16 protein-coding genes are annotated in these 17,915 nt (G+C 46.0%); 9 read left to right on the top strand and 7 right to left on the bottom strand.

Going from position 1 to position 17,915, the window contains the following annotated elements:
* Window positions 1–13: 13 nt before the first annotated feature.
* From ACOIT5_RS12560 to ACOIT5_RS12530, 7 genes are all read right to left on the bottom strand, one after another.
* Entirely contained in the window at window positions 14–1,171 is a 1,158-nt protein-coding gene (locus tag ACOIT5_RS12560) for a S8 family serine peptidase (RefSeq protein WP_423126507.1), read from the bottom strand.
* 17 nt (window positions 1,172–1,188) lie between these two features.
* Complete coding sequence (locus ACOIT5_RS12555; protein WP_423126506.1) at window positions 1,189–1,686, bottom strand: hypothetical protein; 498 nt, start codon at window positions 1,684–1,686, stop codon at window positions 1,189–1,191.
* Between the two features lie 271 nt (window positions 1,687–1,957).
* Window positions 1,958–2,326 (bottom strand): T9SS type A sorting domain-containing protein, encoded by a 369-nt coding sequence (locus ACOIT5_RS12550; RefSeq protein WP_423126505.1) that lies wholly within the window; start codon window positions 2,324–2,326, stop codon window positions 1,958–1,960.
* Window positions 2,319–2,540, bottom strand: a complete 222-nt coding sequence (locus ACOIT5_RS12545) for a hypothetical protein (protein WP_423126504.1) — start codon at window positions 2,538–2,540, stop codon at window positions 2,319–2,321. Before ACOIT5_RS12545 ends, ACOIT5_RS12550 begins: the two co-directional genes overlap by 8 nt.
* 337 nt (window positions 2,541–2,877) lie before the next feature.
* On the bottom strand, window positions 2,878–3,162 hold the full coding sequence (locus tag ACOIT5_RS12540) for a hypothetical protein (protein WP_423126503.1): 285 nt from the start codon (window positions 3,160–3,162) through the stop codon (window positions 2,878–2,880).
* Between the two features lie 27 nt (window positions 3,163–3,189).
* Entirely contained in the window at window positions 3,190–4,086 is an 897-nt protein-coding gene (locus ACOIT5_RS12535; protein ID WP_423126502.1) for a TolB family protein, read from the bottom strand.
* Window positions 4,087–4,209: 123 nt separating this feature from the next.
* A complete protein-coding gene (locus ACOIT5_RS12530) occupies window positions 4,210–5,382 on the bottom strand; it encodes an IS4 family transposase (RefSeq protein ID WP_423126501.1) in 1,173 nt (390 codons plus the stop codon).
* A 943-nt stretch (window positions 5,383–6,325) separates the two neighbouring features.
* Between ACOIT5_RS12530 and ilvD the strand changes: the two genes are divergently transcribed.
* From ilvD to leuC, 9 genes are all read left to right on the top strand, one after another.
* Complete coding sequence (gene ilvD, locus ACOIT5_RS12525; RefSeq protein WP_423126500.1) at window positions 6,326–8,155, top strand: dihydroxy-acid dehydratase; 1,830 nt, start codon at window positions 6,326–6,328, stop codon at window positions 8,153–8,155.
* A 21-nt stretch (window positions 8,156–8,176) separates the two neighbouring features.
* On the top strand, window positions 8,177–9,874 hold the full coding sequence (gene ilvB, locus ACOIT5_RS12520) for a biosynthetic-type acetolactate synthase large subunit (protein ID WP_423126499.1): 1,698 nt from the start codon (window positions 8,177–8,179) through the stop codon (window positions 9,872–9,874).
* Between the two features lie 17 nt (window positions 9,875–9,891).
* Window positions 9,892–10,434, top strand: a complete 543-nt coding sequence (ilvN, locus tag ACOIT5_RS12515) for an acetolactate synthase small subunit (RefSeq protein WP_423126498.1) — start codon at window positions 9,892–9,894, stop codon at window positions 10,432–10,434.
* 40 nt (window positions 10,435–10,474) lie between these two features.
* Window positions 10,475–11,359 carry a helix-turn-helix domain-containing protein gene (locus ACOIT5_RS12510; RefSeq protein WP_423126497.1) on the top strand — a complete coding sequence of 295 codons (885 nt, stop codon included), beginning with the start codon at window positions 10,475–10,477 and terminating at the stop codon, window positions 11,357–11,359.
* Window positions 11,360–11,556: 197 nt separating this feature from the next.
* A complete protein-coding gene (gene ilvC, locus ACOIT5_RS12505) occupies window positions 11,557–13,032 on the top strand; it encodes a ketol-acid reductoisomerase (protein WP_423126496.1) in 1,476 nt (491 codons plus the stop codon).
* A 201-nt stretch (window positions 13,033–13,233) separates the two neighbouring features.
* Window positions 13,234–14,046 (top strand): ZIP family metal transporter, encoded by an 813-nt coding sequence (locus ACOIT5_RS12500; RefSeq protein ID WP_423126495.1) that lies wholly within the window; start codon window positions 13,234–13,236, stop codon window positions 14,044–14,046.
* A 131-nt stretch (window positions 14,047–14,177) separates the two neighbouring features.
* Window positions 14,178–14,588: a lipocalin-like domain-containing protein gene (locus ACOIT5_RS12495; protein ID WP_423126494.1), complete on the top strand. Its 411-nt coding sequence runs from the start codon at window positions 14,178–14,180 to the stop codon at window positions 14,586–14,588.
* A 347-nt stretch (window positions 14,589–14,935) separates the two neighbouring features.
* Window positions 14,936–16,438: a 2-isopropylmalate synthase gene (locus ACOIT5_RS12490; protein WP_423126493.1), complete on the top strand. Its 1,503-nt coding sequence runs from the start codon at window positions 14,936–14,938 to the stop codon at window positions 16,436–16,438.
* Window positions 16,439–16,514: 76 nt separating this feature from the next.
* The gene (gene leuC, locus ACOIT5_RS12485; RefSeq protein WP_423126492.1) at window positions 16,515–17,915 is read left to right on the top strand and encodes a 3-isopropylmalate dehydratase large subunit; all 1,401 of its coding nucleotides are present in this window, start codon (window positions 16,515–16,517) and stop codon (window positions 17,913–17,915) included.

Below are 17,915 nucleotides of genomic sequence, written 5' to 3'. Positions count from 1 at the left end.
GCTGGCGGCATGGTCAGCTGTATTTCCGGCAGAAAAGAAGGACTACCCGATTATTCGTTAAAGCATAATTAATAGCAGTAACTATAACTGGGTGTAAGTTTTGGTTAGAAGATGAGTATCCCCAGCTATTTGACAATATATTAGCTCCATTGTCAACAGCAAATTCAATTGCATCTGCGATTCGATCAGGGGAAACGCCTGTTCCATCTGAGTTAAATATTCTTATAGGCATTACTCTGCAATTTGGGGCTATTCCCGCTATTCCCTGATTATTGTTCATTGTGGCTGCAATAACACCTGCGCAAGCATTGCCGTGGTTGGCATTTCCCGTTGGAGACGGGTCATTTGCATTTCCATCACCAAAATTACTACCATTTAACCTTACCTGCCGTGTATTAGGTAAGTCTGGATGGTTAGAGGTAACGCCTTGATCTAAAACTGCTATCACAATATTACTGGATCCCGTGGTTAACTCCCATGCTTCAGATGCATCTATGTCCGCATCGTTTGTGCCCGCATGTCCATCATTAAATGTTTGTCCTGTATTATGACAAGTTATTTGCATGTTGAAATAAGTATCGTTAGGAATTACCTGATGGAGTTCCGGATAAGATAAAAAATTAGGTGTAGCAAACTCCACAAGTCCTGTTTCATAATATTTGTTTGCTATCTCCAAGGCATCTTCACCTTTCATCACTTCAAGTTTTTGATAAATTTTAGTAGTTTTTATAATTCTCGTATTGAACTTTCTCTGAAGTTCTTGTTTCTGTGCATCAGTAACCTCTGGAAGAAATCGAATCAGAATCTCATCAGTTACTCCCATGTCTAATCCATTTTCTAAAGTATAAAATGGTTGGCAGGTGTTTACCAGGTTGTTCTGCTTTAGTTTTAATAGCAATTCGTTCTTTTCTTTTTGTGATCTGGCAATAATTTCAGCAGTTAAAGAGTTATGCCAGTTAATTTTAAAATCTACAGATAAGCCTTTTATTAGCTTCTCTGCTTCAATTTTTTCAGTACCTTCAGCATATTTAACTAATAATGCATCAGTTTTAGGAATAAGAGAAACCTTTTCATTAAAAGCATAATAGAACTTCTCGTTTTTGCCAGTCATGGACACTGACATAAAAAATAGAAGTCCTATAGTAATGAGGGTAATATAAAAGTTTTTCATAGCAATAATTTTTAGGATTAGTTGTTAATGGTGATGTCTTTTAATTTAATTTGCCTGTAATCTTCCCAGGGAAACGCAAGCTCCATTGCTGTACAAGCTCCACATACAAATTTAGATTCGTCATATTCATTCAATATTTGATATTTGAATTTAATTTTATACGCATTTCTAAGATTGTCAGGAAAAAAATTAGGACCACAGTTCCCACTATCAAAATTCGGCGAAAGAATCTCGTTAGGGAAATCAAATAGATCGTTTGACAAATCAAAAGTATAGAAATCCAATGGGTAAGAAAAGTTAGTGAGTTCGCTGCCTTCCATCACAATGCAATATCCTCTACGAGTTTTATCACCGGAAGCTTCCCCTGTTTTCGCATTTACTTCGTCACAAATAAATGTACCAACAATATAACCTTCAATGAAACTCGAATACTCATCCTCTTCTTTTTCGCACCCGGCCCCCATTAAGCTAAGGAGCAAGATAAATACGCCGATTTTTAAAATGGTTGTTTTCATTGTTTCTGAGTTTTAACGTTTGACCATATGTTTTTTGAATCGCCATTTGGCGGTAAGCGGAAGGTTTTAGCAGGATGTGTTTTCATCGGATGTCGTTTAAAGGTTCAACAGATCTGCCTTCACGGAATCTCGGGTAGTAAGAAGATGAACAAGTTACAAAATAGTTGCGCGATAATTTTATGCTGGTGAACATATTTTCAGACAAGCCATCTGGAAGCTTTGAATGGCAAACCTGGCAGCCTTTTAAAACGTAATTTGCAAAATCCAAACGTTATTCTTTCACCGCCAGTTTGCCGGTCAACAGCTCGCCGTTGTAATTTACACGGACAATATAAATGCCTTCTTTCCAGCCCATAGTATTCAGCGTATATGCCGGGCCTTTTAATTTGGTTTTCTTTACTTTTAACTGCTGGCTTTGGTCATAAACTTCCAGGTCCCATCCGGTATTTATGTCGGGGCTTTCTGCTGATGCAGATTCAATGGAGATGGTGGTTTCGCCGGTGGAGGGGTTGGGAGATATAAGCAAGTAGTAACTGCCGCACGAATAGTCTTCAATAAAGTAAAATCCCGGAAGCATGTTGCCCCATCCACATTCTTCGGTTTGTACAGTTAAGAAGAGCCCGGTATGCACGTTATACATCTACCGCCAAATAGGTTGTAAAACGATTGTTTGAACCGTATTGCGCCTGTATTTCCCATCCATATGTCAGATCCCACGCCAGATCCTGAATCGTAAAGGAGCCGTAATAATCAGTCCAAAGCTCATAAATCGTATTCGGGCATAGTTCGGTAGGATTTCCGTCGTTATTCGTGAAATTAGACACATACTCTCCTGTCGAAATATTCAGCATCACAAAGTGAAAATCATTTTTGACAAGTTCTCCGGCCCCAACCGTTTTCCGGGAGAGGGCAACGTTACCGCAATCGGCGTTGAGGGTCACGTCGATCCAACTGCTTCCGGCACCTGTAGCTGAAAACGTGCAGGTTGAATCGTTCTGTCCCGAAGAAATAGTTAGGTTCGGACCAGGCGCCCATGTGATGGAATTAACAGGTGGCAGGTTGTTTAAGGTAAAGGAGGTACCGTAATAACAAACAAAACTTCTGGCAGGCTGTTCAAGTGTTTAATTAAATCTTTTCGGTCTTTGTCTTTCGGAACTTTAACCCGGATTAATTTTGTCATGTCGGGTTGGGTTAATTCCCTTCCGTCCGGTAAAACTTTAAGGGTATCTTCTCTTTTAAATCAGGCAAAGCAAATTCCATCAACGAATCGGGTATCCCGATAGCATTTAACGATTGCTTAAGCCCTGCTTTAGTGAATTTTACTGTTCTAACAAGGATACCGTTGATTGTATCAATTTTCTGAGTTATCCCATCAGAAAAGAAAACCAGGATTTCATGATCAGGGTTGCGTTGTGAATATCCGGTTAACGACCAGATAGACACACATAGTACCAAAGTAAAATGTTTCAAGTTCATAATTCAAAAATTTAAAAGGTTAATAATTTATTGGATTAATTGAAAGCGATTATGCGTAAGTTGATATTTGTTACTTCCATCTGAATTCATGATCCAAAGTGTACCTTTTGTTTCATCAATACGACTGTAATCATAATTCAGATAGGCAATTTTTCCTTCCGGGGACCAGGAAAAACTAGTAACCCATGAAGATGTTAATTTTTTTAACCCTGTTCCATCTGGGTTAACCGCAAGCAGAAATATGCCTCCCTCTGGTTTTAAAGCAGAAATAAAGGCAATTTTTGTCCCGTCAGGTGAATATTTTAGATACTGGTTATTGTAATTATGGGAAGGAATATTTATGAGCCGTTGTATGGTTGCTGTTTTATTATTGTATAACCAAATGGAGTCGCCTTTTAGATAAATCAGCAAATCACCTGATGAGTGCCAGTCTGGATAATTTCCATAGGGACCAATAAACTTATTCATTCCTGATTCAAGGTTTATAATCCATATTCCACAGGAAATTTTGTTATCACATATTGATTCATTATAGGCGATGAGATTACCATCCGGGCTCCAAGCAGGGAAAAAATTCCTCCCTTCAAATGTCAATTGCACTATCGCTGTAGTATCAAACTGAGTTCCATCAAAAGGCATCTTATACAATTGTGCCCCTTGTGAAAATGCAATCCACTTTCCATCCGGGCTCCATGCCGGTGTTACCAATGTATAAGGGAGAACTCTTCGCTGGTTCGTTCCATCGGAATTGATTAACCAAAATCCAACAGAATCTTCTTCGTAAATATAAGTTGCCTGGTGGGGGCAATCGTACCCATAGGTATAATGTATTTCCTTAATGGGGGTATGGTTAAATCCTATTATTTCGCCGGAAGGATGCCAGATCGGGTCATTATAGGGTGATTCAGGAACAATATCAAACATAGGACACCCTTTTGTGTCTGCTTCGTCGTTCTTACATGAAAGTATCATAATCGAGAGAAGTATATGAATTACAATTAGTTTTAAAATAATTGTTTTCACTAGTGTCCAATAAATTTTCAATAACTAATACTTAAAGGCAAATTCAAGTTGAGCGGCTTGTTCATATATATCATCAATGTCCCCGGAGGTCAGGAAAAGATCTCTGATGTTCGTTTTGTCTGTCAGTACTCTACTGATCACGCGAAGCACATTGAATGTAGTCCTGCCCAACTGGCAGTCATGCTCGACGATGGCCACCAGACAGTATGTGATAACCGCAACATAAATTTGTATCCTCACGGCATTCTCGGTATTGCCCCAGAAGGATGTGACACGGAGATGTTGCTTTATCCACCGAAAAAACAGCTCCACCTGCCAGCGTTGCTTATACAGCATGGCGATGTCTTTGGCCTTGATGCTGACATTGTTGGTCAGGAAGGTGAACGTTCTTTTAAGGTCAGGAGCATAGTAAACGATCCTTCTCAACACGCAGGGATACTTCTTTTGGGTCTGGTAGCCGGTAAGGCGTATCGTCTGGTCAAGCAAAACGTTGTCCGCTCCATCCAAAAGCTCTTCACCATCAATAACTTCATACTTAAGGTGAGACTTCTGTCGGATGACAAACCAGGAACCGATCGTGTTGAATGTATGCAGCCTTGCGAGGTCATAATATCCCTTGTCAAAAATGTAGAACGCATACGGCTCATAGGGAATCTCATCCATCACATTCACGTCGTGAACTTTTGCTTCCGTAATATGAATGTAAGTCGGTATTTGGGTTACTACGTCAAAGAGTGTGTGAACTTTGATGCCACCCTTGTTCTTTCTAAAGTATGCCCACTTGAACAAGCTCAGGCAAAGATCTATCGTGGTGGAATCGAGCGCATAGAACTTTCCACGCAATTCGAATGGTCTGTTGATTCGCTTGCTTTGAGCAAGATTAATCATGAAAAAGGCAAACTCTTCAAATATCTTGTAGTCCCGGTTCATATTGGCATAGGAAAGATTGCTCAGTTTAATCTCTCCGGTGCCAAATCCGAGATGGTAGCTCTTGCTTTTGATAGCGTCAATTATGCACGCGACCTCTCTGAGGCTGTCACACGAGGCCAATTGCCCATACATCATGACGAGCAATTGGTTCCAGCAGGTGAATGTCTTCACCCATTTGTCTCCGTTATGTCGCTTAACAATCATATCAAAAACTCTCTTTGGCAGGAACTCTACCAGTTGACTGAATACATATTTGCCGCTGTTCATATTTGCCCGGGTTTATTTCCAGGCTGCAAGATGCGAAATGAATTCAAATCGACACGTGGATTATTTGCTTTTAATTGACTATATTATAATAACTTACAAAGGTTTCTAAAAAAATCTTTTGGACACTAGTGAATTGTTTTCATTGTTTCTGAGTTTTAAAGTTTGACCATATGTTTTTTGAATCGCCATTTGGCGGTAAGCGGAAGGTTTTAGCAGGATGTGTTTTCATCGGATGTCGTTTAAAGGTTCAACAGATGTACCTCTCCGGAATCGCGGGTAGTAAGAAGATGAACAAGTTACAAGATAGTTGCGCGGGAATTTTATGCTGGTGAATATATTCTCAGAGAAGAACCTCCTGGAAACCTAAAAAGGCTTTCGAATAATCCGGCCGGCTTTAAAATTATAACTTAACCTTTCCAGGATTATAACTTAATCTTTTGGAAATTACGCGTTAAAATCCCCGTAATCATAAGTTAATCTGTTGGATATAATCTGTTGGAGTTTTTATTCGTATTACCAAATGGAAGAAAAACCAGAGGTTAATCGTGAAATTTATTTTAAAAAGACGTTTTTACTTTCAATTTAATTTTGCTTTTTCAAATTAATTTCTACTTTTGCCCAAACAAAGAAATAAAAATGAAGTATCCGGCTATCATACTTAACGTCATTATCCTCGTCGTCGTGGTCATTTCGCAAGCGAAGTGAGGATGTTGCACGTTGGTATATCAGGTAGCCATTCTCACAAAAAGGGAATGGCTTTTTTTATTTAAATAAATTTGCAAATGAGACATTTTTCAACACATATTCTGGTAGTCCTTCTGGTCGTCCTTCACAGACCCCGCTGGAAAGGCTGCTGATTGTTGAATAAACAAATATCATTCAAAAGCCTTTCTCTAACCCGAGAAGGGCTTTTTTGTAAAAACAAACACGACAAACTGAAGATATGAAACACAAATTAAGATCAGCTACAACCACCGAAGGGCGCCGGATGGCCGGCGCCAGAAGTTTATGGCGCGCCAACGGCGTGAAAGAAGAACAATTTGGCAAACCGATGATCGCCATCGTCAACTCATTCACCCAGTTTGTTCCGGGACATGTTCACCTGCACGATATCGGCCAGTTTATTAAAGGCGAAATTGAAAAACAAGGCTGCTTTGCCGCCGAATTCAACACCATCGCCATCGACGACGGGATTGCGATGGGACACGACGGCATGTTGTATTCGCTGCCCTCGCGCGATGTGATTGCCGACAGCGTGGAATACATGTGCAACGCACACAAAGTGGACGCCATGGTGTGCATATCCAACTGTGACAAAATTACCCCGGGCATGATGATGGCCGCCATGCGGCTGAATATCCCTGCTATTTTTGTATCGGGCGGCCCGATGGAAGCCGGCAACATCGACGGGAAAGACTACGACCTGGTGGATGTGATGGTTATGGGCGCCGATCACGAAGTAGACGAATCGTACCTGACAAAAGTGGAACGCGATGCCTGCCCTACCTGCGGAAGCTGCTCCGGCATGTTTACCGCCAACTCCATGAACTGCCTGGCCGAAGCATTGGGGATTGCCCTGCCGGGAAACGGCACCATCGTAGCCACTCACCGGAACCGGAAACGTTTATTTGAGCAAGCCGCCAAACAAATCATTAAACTCACCTACGACTATTATCAAAACGGGAACGAAAAGGCCCTTCCTCGTCAGATTGCAACAAAAGCTGCATTCGAAAACGCGATGAAATTGGATATTGCGATGGGCGGATCGACCAACACGGTCTTACACATCCTGGCCATTGCACACGAGGCGGGGGTCGATTTTACCATGAAGGATATCAACGGGTTATCCAGGATCACCCCCAACCTGTGCAAAGTAGCGCCAAACGGGCACTACCACATCCAGGATGTAAACCGGGCAGGCGGCATTCTTGGAATTTTAGCCGAACTAAGCCGCGGCGGGCATCTCGACACCAGCGTTTCGCGTGTCGACGGCCTGACGCTGGAAGAAGCCATTGAAAAGTACGATATCATGAGGAAGGACGTAAACACGGAAGATATTCAACGCTATAAATCGGCACCGGGCGGCGTCCGCAACCTGGTACTGGGTTCACAGGAAAGTTATTATCACGAATTTGATGCCGACCGGGCAAACGGCTGCATCCGCGACCTGGAACATGCCTACAGCAAAGACGGCGGGCTGGCGGTTCTTTACGGGAACATTGCCGAAGACGGCTGTATTGTAAAAACAGCCGGCGTCGACCCTTCGGTTTACCGGTTTAAAGGAACGGCCCGCGTGTTTGAATCGCAGGACAACGCCGTCAATGGCATCCTTGGCGATGCAGTACAAGCCGGCGACGTGGTGATCATCCGCTACGAGGGGCCTAAAGGAGGACCGGGCATGCAGGAAATGCTCTATCCTACCTCTTATTTAAAATCCATGAAACTGGATAAGGTATGCGCCCTGCTGACCGATGGCCGTTTTTCGGGGGGAACATCCGGACTTTCCATCGGCCACGTTTCACCCGAAGCTGCTGCCGGCGGTGCGATCGCGCTGGTCAGAGACGGCGACCCGGTTGAAATTGACATCCCGGCGCGTAAAATCAACGTGCTGGTCACAAACGAAGAATTGAATAAAAGAAGAGCAGAAGAAGAAGCCCGCGGAAAAGAGGCCTTCAAACCGGCAGGCCGCCGACGCTCTGTCAGCAAAGCATTAAAAGCGTATGCCAGCCTGGTCAGCTCAGCCGACAAAGGCGCCGTTCGCATCATTGATTAGTAAAAAATAAAACACATTCATATGGCAACAAAACACATTACCGGATCTCAGGCCGTTATTCTTTCCTTACTGGAAGAAGGAGTTGATACCATTTTTGGCTACCCAGGCGGGGCCATCATGCCCATCTATGATGCCCTGTACGACTACGACAAACAAGTGACCCACATCCTGACCCGGCACGAGCAGGGCGCAGTTCATGCGGCTGAAGGTTATGCCAAGGTGACCGGGAAAGCCGGCGTGTGCTTTGCCACATCGGGCCCGGGAGCAACAAACCTCATCACCGGCATTGCCGACGCGATGATTGATTCCATCCCGCTGGTCTGTATTACCGGCCAGGTAGCTTCTCCCTTGCTGGGAACCGACGCATTCCAGGAATCGGATGTGGTTGGGATTTCCATGCCCATTACGAAATGGAATTACCAGGTCACCTCGGCCCAGGAAATCCCTGAAGCGATTGCCAAGGCTTTTTACATTGCCCAATCGGGCCGCCCGGGACCTGTTTTGCTGGATATTGCCAAAGATGCCCAGTTTCAGGAACTGAACTTCAAATACAAAAAATGCACGAAAATCCGTTCATACATCCCCGAATACCCGGTTGACCCGTTTAAAGTGCAAGCCGCGGCCAAGCTCATCGATGCCGCCAAAAAGCCCTTGCTGCTTTTCGGACAAGGCGTTATTATTGCCAATGCCGAAGCCGAGCTGAAAGCCTTTATCGAAAAAACCGGCATCCCGGCTGCATGGACCCTGCTTGGGCTGTCGGCGCTGCCGTCCGACCATCCGCTGAACGTGGGCATGTTGGGCATGCACGGAAATTACGGCCCAAACATCAAAACAAATGATGCCGACCTGATCATTGCGGTGGGCATGCGTTTCGACGACCGCGTAACCGGCAAAGTCAGTTCGTACGCCCGGAAAGCCAAAATCATCCACCTCGAAGTTGACCCGGCTGAAATTGATAAAATCATTAAAACCGACGTAGCCGTTTTAGGCGATGCCAAAAAATCGCTGGCCATGCTGACCGAAAATGTCAAAGAAAACAAACACGACAGCTGGCTGCAGGAATTCCGCGTGTGCGATCAGATTGAGCACGAGAAAGTCATTCAAAAAGATATACATCCTGAAAAGGCCGGGCTGACGATGGGCGAGGCGGTCCGCATTGCCTCCGAGAAAACCGGGCACGAAGCCATCCTGGTGACCGATGTCGGCCAGCAGCAAATGATTGCCTCCCGCTATTTCAAGTTTAAACATTCGAAAAGCAATGTAACCTCCGGTGGCCTGGGCACCATGGGATACGCCATTCCGGCTGCCTTAGGCGCGCAGCTTGGGGCAAAAGACCGTACGGTTGTTACCTTTGTCGGCGACGGCGGCTTTCAAATGACACTTCAGGAGTTGGGAACGATTGTACAAAACAAACTTCCCGTAAAAATCATCCTGCTGAATAATAACTTCCTGGGCATGGTTCGGCAGTGGCAGCAACTTTTCTTTGAAAAACGTTACTCCTTCACCGAGCTTCAAAACCCGGATTTTATCATGATCGCCAATGGTTTCGGCATGGCGGCCCACAAGGTTACCAAACGCGAAGAACTGGAAGCGGGAATACAGAAAATGCTTGACCACGACGGGCCTTACCTGCTTGAGGTGGTGGTTGAGAAAGAAGACAATGTCTTCCCGATGGTTCCTTCAGGAGCTGCTGTTTCCGATATCATTCTTGAAGCCTAATTTTAAAACAACGAAAAATGAAACAAGAATTTAATATCATCTTATATTCAGAGAACCACATTGGTTTACTCAACCGGATTACCATCAATTTTACCCGCCGGAAAATGAACATCGAAAGTTTGACCGTATCGGCATCGGCCATAAAAGGCATTTCGAAGTTCACCATCGTGGTAAACGAAACCGAAGACCGGGTCAAAAAAGTTGTGGGGCAACTGGATAAAATCGTCGACGTATTAAAAGCCTTCTATCATACAAACGAAGAGCTGATCTACCAGGAAATCGCCTTGTATAAGGTGCCGACGGAGGCCCTGTACGAAACAGATAAAATTGAAAAAATGGTTCGCAATGCCGGGGCCCGTATCCTCGAAATCACGCGCGAATATACGGTGATTGAAAAAACCGGCCACAAGGAGGAAACACAGGCGCTTTTTGAACAGCTGAACGAATTTAAAGTCATGCAGTTTATCCGCTCGGGCCGAATTGCCCTTACGCGCGACCCGATTGAGCGACTTTCGGAGTTCCTGAGAGAACGCGATGCCATGCTCGAAGCCCTGGATTAAATGAGATCAAACAAGCTGACCTTTTTCTGATCTTGCCGTGATGGCAAAAACCGAACATTTACCGGTATACAGCCTGCATAACTTCAGCCAGGCGGAACGGAAAAGCCAACAGTTCCAGGTAGAGGTATTTGACGCTAACCGTCATTTTAGCGTCAAATACCCGCACCGTCACGACTTTTTCGAAGTGTTATACCTGATGCAAGGCTCCGGTTTTCACGTGATCGACGGGAACAAGTACGAGATTCATCCTCCCTGCGTGTTTTTCATGTCACCCGGACAAGCCCACAAAATTGAATTTTCAAAAGATATCGGCGGTTACATCTTTATTTTCACGGCCGACTTCTACCTGGCCAACCGAAGCAACCAAAACAGTCTGATCGAATTCCCGTTCTTTTATAACCTGGAACAGGACAACCCGCCCCTCTTGCCCGAACAGAAAGCAGACATCCTGTTTCTCGAGGAATTGTTCCTCAGGAGTATCTCGGAGCTTCGCACCAATAACACCAACCCGTTGGATATGCTCCGCTCGTTGCTCGACCTGATCCTGACCACCTGCACCTCGCTTTATCAAACAGCCGAAAACCTGGAGGCAAAAGGTAAGGGATACTTGCTGGTGAAACGTTTCTATCACCTGGTAGAAGAACATACCCACAAAAATTTATCGTTAAAGGAATATGCCCGTTCGCTGGCGATCAGCCCGAATCATTTAACACAAACAGTCAAACAATACACCGGGAAAACGTCCAGCCAAATCATAAAAGCCAAACAAATCATGGAAATCAAGCGGCTACTGGTGCACACCAACCTGAGCATCGCCGAAATCGCTCACCAGCTCAACTTTGACGACCAATCATATTTTACCAAGTTTTTCAAGCGCGAATCCGGCTTTTCGCCGCTTCAATACCGGGCCGAAACTGCGCGCTAACACAAAAGTACCATCGCCCCGAAAAATGTAATTTACTGAACGATAAGGGAAAAAATCGAATAATCGGGCAAGATAAAACCCGAATCCATGAAAATTACCAATAATTCATGCTTTTTTACTCCGTTTTTTGCCGATTATTCTTTTGCTTTGTATCCGGTAAATTAAAAATCAAATAAGAACAAATAAATTCATTCAACATGGCAAATTATTTTAACACGCTCCCGTTGCGCCTGCAACTGGAACAACTGGGAACCTGCGAATTCATGGACAAATCGGAATTTGCTGACGGCGTAAAAAAACTGGAAGGTAAAAAAATCGTGATCGTAGGCTGTGGCGCCCAGGGCTTAAACCAGGGACTCAACATGCGCGACTCGGGTCTGGATATCTCTTATACCCTTCGCGAAGAGGCGATCAAAGAGCAGCGGCAATCATACAAAAACGCGGCCGGGAACGGGTTTAAAGTCGGCACGTACGAAGAAATGATCCCGACCGCCGACCTGGTGATCAACCTGACGCCAGACAAACAACACACCGGCGTGATCAATGCCATTATGCCCCTGATGAAAAAAGGCGCAACACTCTCCTACTCACACGGCTTTAATATTGTTGAAGAAGGCATGCAGATCCGTAAAGACCTGACCGTCATCATGGTTGCACCCAAATCGCCGGGCTCCGAAGTTCGCGAAGAATACAAACGCGGTTTCGGCGTTCCCACGCTGATTGCCGTCCACCCCGAAAACGACCCGAACGGCGACGGGCTGGAAATTGCCAAGGCCTATGCCGTGGCAACCGGAGCCGACCGCGCCGGCGTATTGCGCTCGTCGTTTGTGGCCGAGGTAAAATCGGACCTGATGGGCGAACAAACCATCCTGTGCGGCTTGTTACAAACCGGATCGATCCTCTCGTTCGACAAAATGATTGAGAAAGGAATTGAGCCCGGATATGCTTCCAAACTGATCCAGTACGGATGGGAAGTGATCACCGAAGCCCTGAAACACGGCGGGATTACCAACATGATGGACCGCTTGTCGAATCCGGCAAAAATTAAGGCCTTCGAACTTTCCGAAGAATTAAAACGCCTGATGCGCCCGCTATTCCAAAAACATATGGACGACATCATGAGCGGCGAATTCTCGAAAACCATGATGGAAGACTGGGCCAACGGCGATAAAAAACTGTTGACCTGGCGCGCTGCAACGGGCGAAACGGCATTCGAAAAAACACCTGCCGCCGATATGGAAATCAGCGAACAGGAATATTTCGACAATGGCGTGCTGATGATTGCCTTTGTGAAGTCGGGGGTTGAACTGGCTTTCGAAACAATGACTGAAACCGGCATCAAAGAAGAATCGGCCTACTACGAATCGTTGCACGAAACGCCGCTGATTGCCAACACCATTGCCCGTAAAAAATTGTTTGAAATGAACCGGGTGATTTCCGATACGGCCGAGTACGGCTGCTACCTGTTCGACCACGCCTGCAAACCCTTATTAGCTGATTTCATGTCGAATATTGATGTGGATGTCATAGGCGAAACATACGGCGAAGGACATGACAACGGGGTCGACAATAAACAACTGATTGCCGTGAATGAACTGATTCGTTTCCACCCGGTAGAAATCGTTGGCTACGAATTGCGCGAATCGATGACCGCGATGAAGAAAATCGTTTAATTCACGATATTCCACAAACAAAAGCCTGACCGTTGATTGATTGTCAGGCTTTTTTTCATAAAATCCATCCGCCGGACCTTTTTCCCCAAACAGAAATTCAGCCTGGTTAAAAATCATTCGGGAAAGTATTAAACCAATTCTCCGTATCGACCGTTATTTGTGTAAATTCGTCAAAAATAAACAACGATAAAGCAAATAACGATGATCGACTGGTTTATCAATTTGAGTCCCATTTTGCAAGCTCTTATCGCAACCTTATTTACCTGGTTTGTGACCGCGCTTGGCGCCGCCATGGTGTTTTTCTTTAAGGAAATTAACCGGAAAGTGCTGGACGGCATGCTTGGTTTTGCTGCCGGAGTAATGATTGCTGCCAGCTTTTGGTCGTTGCTGAGTCCGGCGATCGAGATGGAGCGGGCAGCGGGAGGCATCCCCTGGGTACCGGCCGTGATCGGTTTTCTGGCCGGCGGTTTCTTTTTATGGTTGATCGATCAGTTTCTGCCTCACCTTCACCTCGGTTTTCCCCGTGAAGAAGCAGAAGGGGTTCCCACCTCGTGGCGACGAAGTGTACTTTTAGTCCTGGCCATTACCTTACACAATATTCCCGAAGGATTGGCGGTAGGCGTCGCTTTTGGCGCAGTGGCCGCCGATTTGCCCGCGGCCTCGCTTGCGGGGGCGGTTGCCCTGGCCATTGGCATTGGCATCCAAAACTTTCCCGAAGGAGCTGCGGTTTCGGTCCCCTTACGAAGAGAAGGCATGACGCGCCGTAAAAGCTTTTTGTACGGACAGGCCTCTGGTATTGTGGAACCGATTGCCGGCGTATTTGGCGCTGCGGCAGTTTTGCTGATGCGCCCGATCCTGCCCTACGCCCTGTCGTTTGCCGCCGGCGCCATGATCTATGTTGTGGTCGAAGAGCTGATCCCGGAATCCCAACTCGAAAAACACACCGATATTGCAACCATTGGCACCATGCTTGGCTTTGCCCTGATGATGATGCTGGATGTGGCGCTTGGATGAAAATAAACCAAAAGGATATGGCCGGAAGGTCGCCTGTCATGCCACAACCGGCTTTAATTTATTTTTAAAACATGTTTTCACTTTGAACAAAAAGAGGTAATATTCGTCTTCAATCAGTAAAACTTAAAATCATGAACAGTTTAATCATAGGAAGCTGGAAACTCAAATCATTTGAGGCCCAAAATCAGAACGGTGAAACAATCTTTCCGTTTGGGAAAGACCCCATCGGTTTAATCACTTATTCGGCTACCGGGCACTTTTCAGTGCAGTATATGCCCCGCGAAATAAATCCGGACAAGGTAAACGGTGTATCGTATTTCGGGCATTATGAATTTAACCGCGAAAAAGATTACATTGTCCACCACGTAGAAGGATCGCTGTTCCCCAGTGAAGAGGGTCTGGATAAAATCCGCCACGCCCGCCTGCGCGGGAAAAGCCTGACGCTGACCTGTCCGCCGTTAAAATGGGGTACCAACGAAGAGGCTGTGGCCATTATTCAGTTCGAAAAACAAGGTGAATTGCCTCCAAACACAGCTCTTTAGCTCTTTTTTCGGAAGGTCGGCCAACTCAGTTTTTCCGAGTTGAAATATCGCCGTCAGGGCAATCAGACAAAAGATAATAAAATCTTTTTCTTATGAATTGTAAAAATAATGGCCTTTGTGTTTTCATTTTAAAATTAAATTGTGATATTTGCAGGAAATCTTTGAACAGATGAAGCATATTAATTCCATTTCTATTCTCGGTATTCTTCTCGGTATTCTAATTGGGATGCGCGACTGAGAATGGTATGGAATAAAAGATAAAAAAATGACATCAAGCCATTCTCCGCAGAGAATGGCTTTTTTGATATGTAAAATAATACAACAGATAATAAACAAATCATTTCATCATGAGCGACAGATTGTACATTTTTGACACCACCTTAAGAGACGGAGAGCAAGTTCCGGGGTGTCAGTTAAACACCGTTGAAAAGATTGAAGTGGCCAAAGCATTGGAAGAATTGGGCGTTGATGTGATCGAAGCCGGATTCCCGATTTCCAGTCCCGGAGATTTCAAATCAGTAGTTGAAATATCAAAAGCGGTTACCTGGCCCACCATTTGTGCCCTCACCCGCGCAGTAGAAAAAGACATTGATGTTGCAGCCGATGCCCTCAAATACGCGAAAAAAGGACGTATCCACACCGGTATCGGAACATCGTATTACCACATTCACTACAAACTCAACTCAAATCCTGATGAAATTATTGAGCGTGCCGTGAAAGCCGTGAAATATGCCAAAAAGTATGTGGAAGATGTGGAGTTTTATGCCGAAGATGCCGGCCGTACCGAAAACGAGTACCTGGCCCGCGTGGTAGAAGCGGTTATTAAGGCCGGGGCAACCGTGGTCAATATTCCTGACACTACCGGCTACACCATGCCGCACGAGTTTGGCGAAAAAATAAAATACCTGTTTGATCATGTCCGGGGTATTGAGAATGCCATTATTTCCACGCACTGCCATAACGACCTGGGAATGGCTACGGCAAACACCATTTCGGGGATCATCAACGGGGCCCGTCAGGCCGAAGTAACCATCAACGGCATTGGCGAACGCGCCGGAAACACCTCGCTCGAAGAAGTAGTGATGACGCTGAAAAGCCGCTACAAAGTATTGAATATCGATACCAACATCAACACCAAGAATATTTACAAAACCAGCCGTCTGGTATCGAACCTGATGAATATGCCGGTTCAGCCCAATAAAGCGATTGTCGGCCGAAATGCCTTTGCCCACTCATCCGGTATTCACCAGGACGGCGTGTTGAAACACCGCGAAAACTACGAGATCATTGATCCAACCGAGGTGGGCATCAATGAATCGTCCATCGTACTGACCGCCCGCAGCGGACGCGCGGCCCTGAAACACCGGCTGGAAGTGCTGGGTTACGAACTGACCAAGGAGAAAGTAGACGAGGTGTACGAGAAATTTCTGGAACTGGCCGACAAGAAAAAAGACATTCGCGACGACGACGTGGTGTTGCTGGTGGATGATTCAGAGAAAAAAGAACGCCGCATTAAGCTTGACTTCCTGCAGGTAGTCACCGGAAAATCGTTGATCCCGATGGCCACAGTCAGGCTGGACATTGCCGGCGAAAAATTCGACGCGACCAGCTCCGGAAACGGCCCGGTTGATGCCGCCATCAAAGCGGTGAAACAGATCCTGAAACGCCAGGTCACGCTCGAAGAATTCCTGATCCAGGCCATTACCAAAGGCAGCGACGACGTCGGAAAAGTACACATGGAACTTGACCACGATGGCGCCAAATTCTTTGGTTTCGGTGCGCATACCGACATTATTACCGCATCGGTCGAAGCTTTTCTGGATGCTGTCAATAAAATTCCGGTCCAATAAAAACAGAATACTCTTAAAATTATAACGATTCACAACCCTGCATTTCCAAGCAGGCTGAAGTTGAAAATAAACAGATATGCAAGCAAAAACATTATTTGATAAAATTTGGGATGCCCACGTGGTGAAACAAGTAGAAGGCGGCCCCAATGTATTGTACATCGACCGGCACTTTATTCACGAAGTGACCAGCCCGGTCGCATTTTTAGGGCTGAAAACCCGCGGGTTGAAGGTATTCCGCCCCGACCAGACCACGGCCACTCCCGACCATAATGTGCCCACCATCAACCAGAACCTGAGCATCAAAGACGAGTTGTCGCGCAACCAGGTTGAAATGCTGAAGAAAAACTGCGAAGAAAACGGCATTACACACTACGGACTGGGAAGCGACGGGCATGGCGTGGTGCACATCATCGGACCCGAGATGGGCCTGACCCAGCCGGGCATGACCATTGTTTGCGGCGACAGCCACACCTCAACCCACGGCGCCTTCGGAACCATCGCCTTTGGCATTGGCACCAGCGAAGTGGAAATGGTACTGGCCAGCCAGTGTATTATGCAGCCCAAACCGAAAAAAATGCGCATCACCGTCGACGGGAAACTGGGGAAAGGCGTAACGGCAAAAGATATTGCACTTTACATTATTTCTCAGATTTCGACCAGCGGCGGAACCGGTCATTTTATCGAATACGCCGGCTCGGCCATTACCGGCCTGAGCATGGAAGGCCGCATGACCCTGTGTAACCTGAGTATTGAAAGCGGCGCCCGCGGCGGGATGATCGCCCCCGATGAAACAACGATCAACTACGTGAAAGGCCGCCAATTTGCGCCTCAGAGCGAAGCCTGGGAAAAAGCCGTTGCTTACTGGCAAACGCTGAAATCGGACGAAGGCGCCCGATTCGATACCGAATACCACTTTAATGCCGCCGACATCGAACCCATGATCACTTACGGAACCAACCCGGGCATGGGCATTGGTATTTCACAATCAATCCCGACAGGAAGCGAGCTGGAAGGAACCGATAAAGCCACCTTCATGAAATCGCTGAAATACATGGATTACAACCCGGGCGAAACCATGAAAGGCAAAAAAGTGGACTACGTGTTCCTGGGTAGCTGCACCAACGGACGGATTGAAGATTTCCGTGCATTTGCCGGATTTGTAAAAGGAAAACAAAAAGCCGGCGATGTAACCGTTTGGCTGGTTCCGGGATCAAAAGCCGTAGAATCGCAAATCAAAGCGGAAGGCCTCGACAAAATTTTCGAAGCAGCCGGCATGGCCTTACGCCAACCCGGATGTTCGGCCTGTCTGGCCATGAATGACGATAAAATTCCGGAAGGAAAATATGCCGTATCTACCTCGAACCGGAATTTTGAAGGCCGCCAGGGACCGGGAGCCCGCACCTTGCTGGCCAGCCCGCTCACCGCTGCTGCCGCCGCTGTTACCGGCGTCATCACCGACCCGAGAGAGTTTTTATAA

The organism is Gaoshiqia hydrogeniformans (assembly GCF_049347105.1).
Taxonomy (GTDB): domain Bacteria; phylum Bacteroidota; class Bacteroidia; order Bacteroidales; family Prolixibacteraceae; genus Gaoshiqia; species Gaoshiqia hydrogeniformans.
This window is presented reverse-complemented; position numbering and strand designations above follow the sequence as displayed.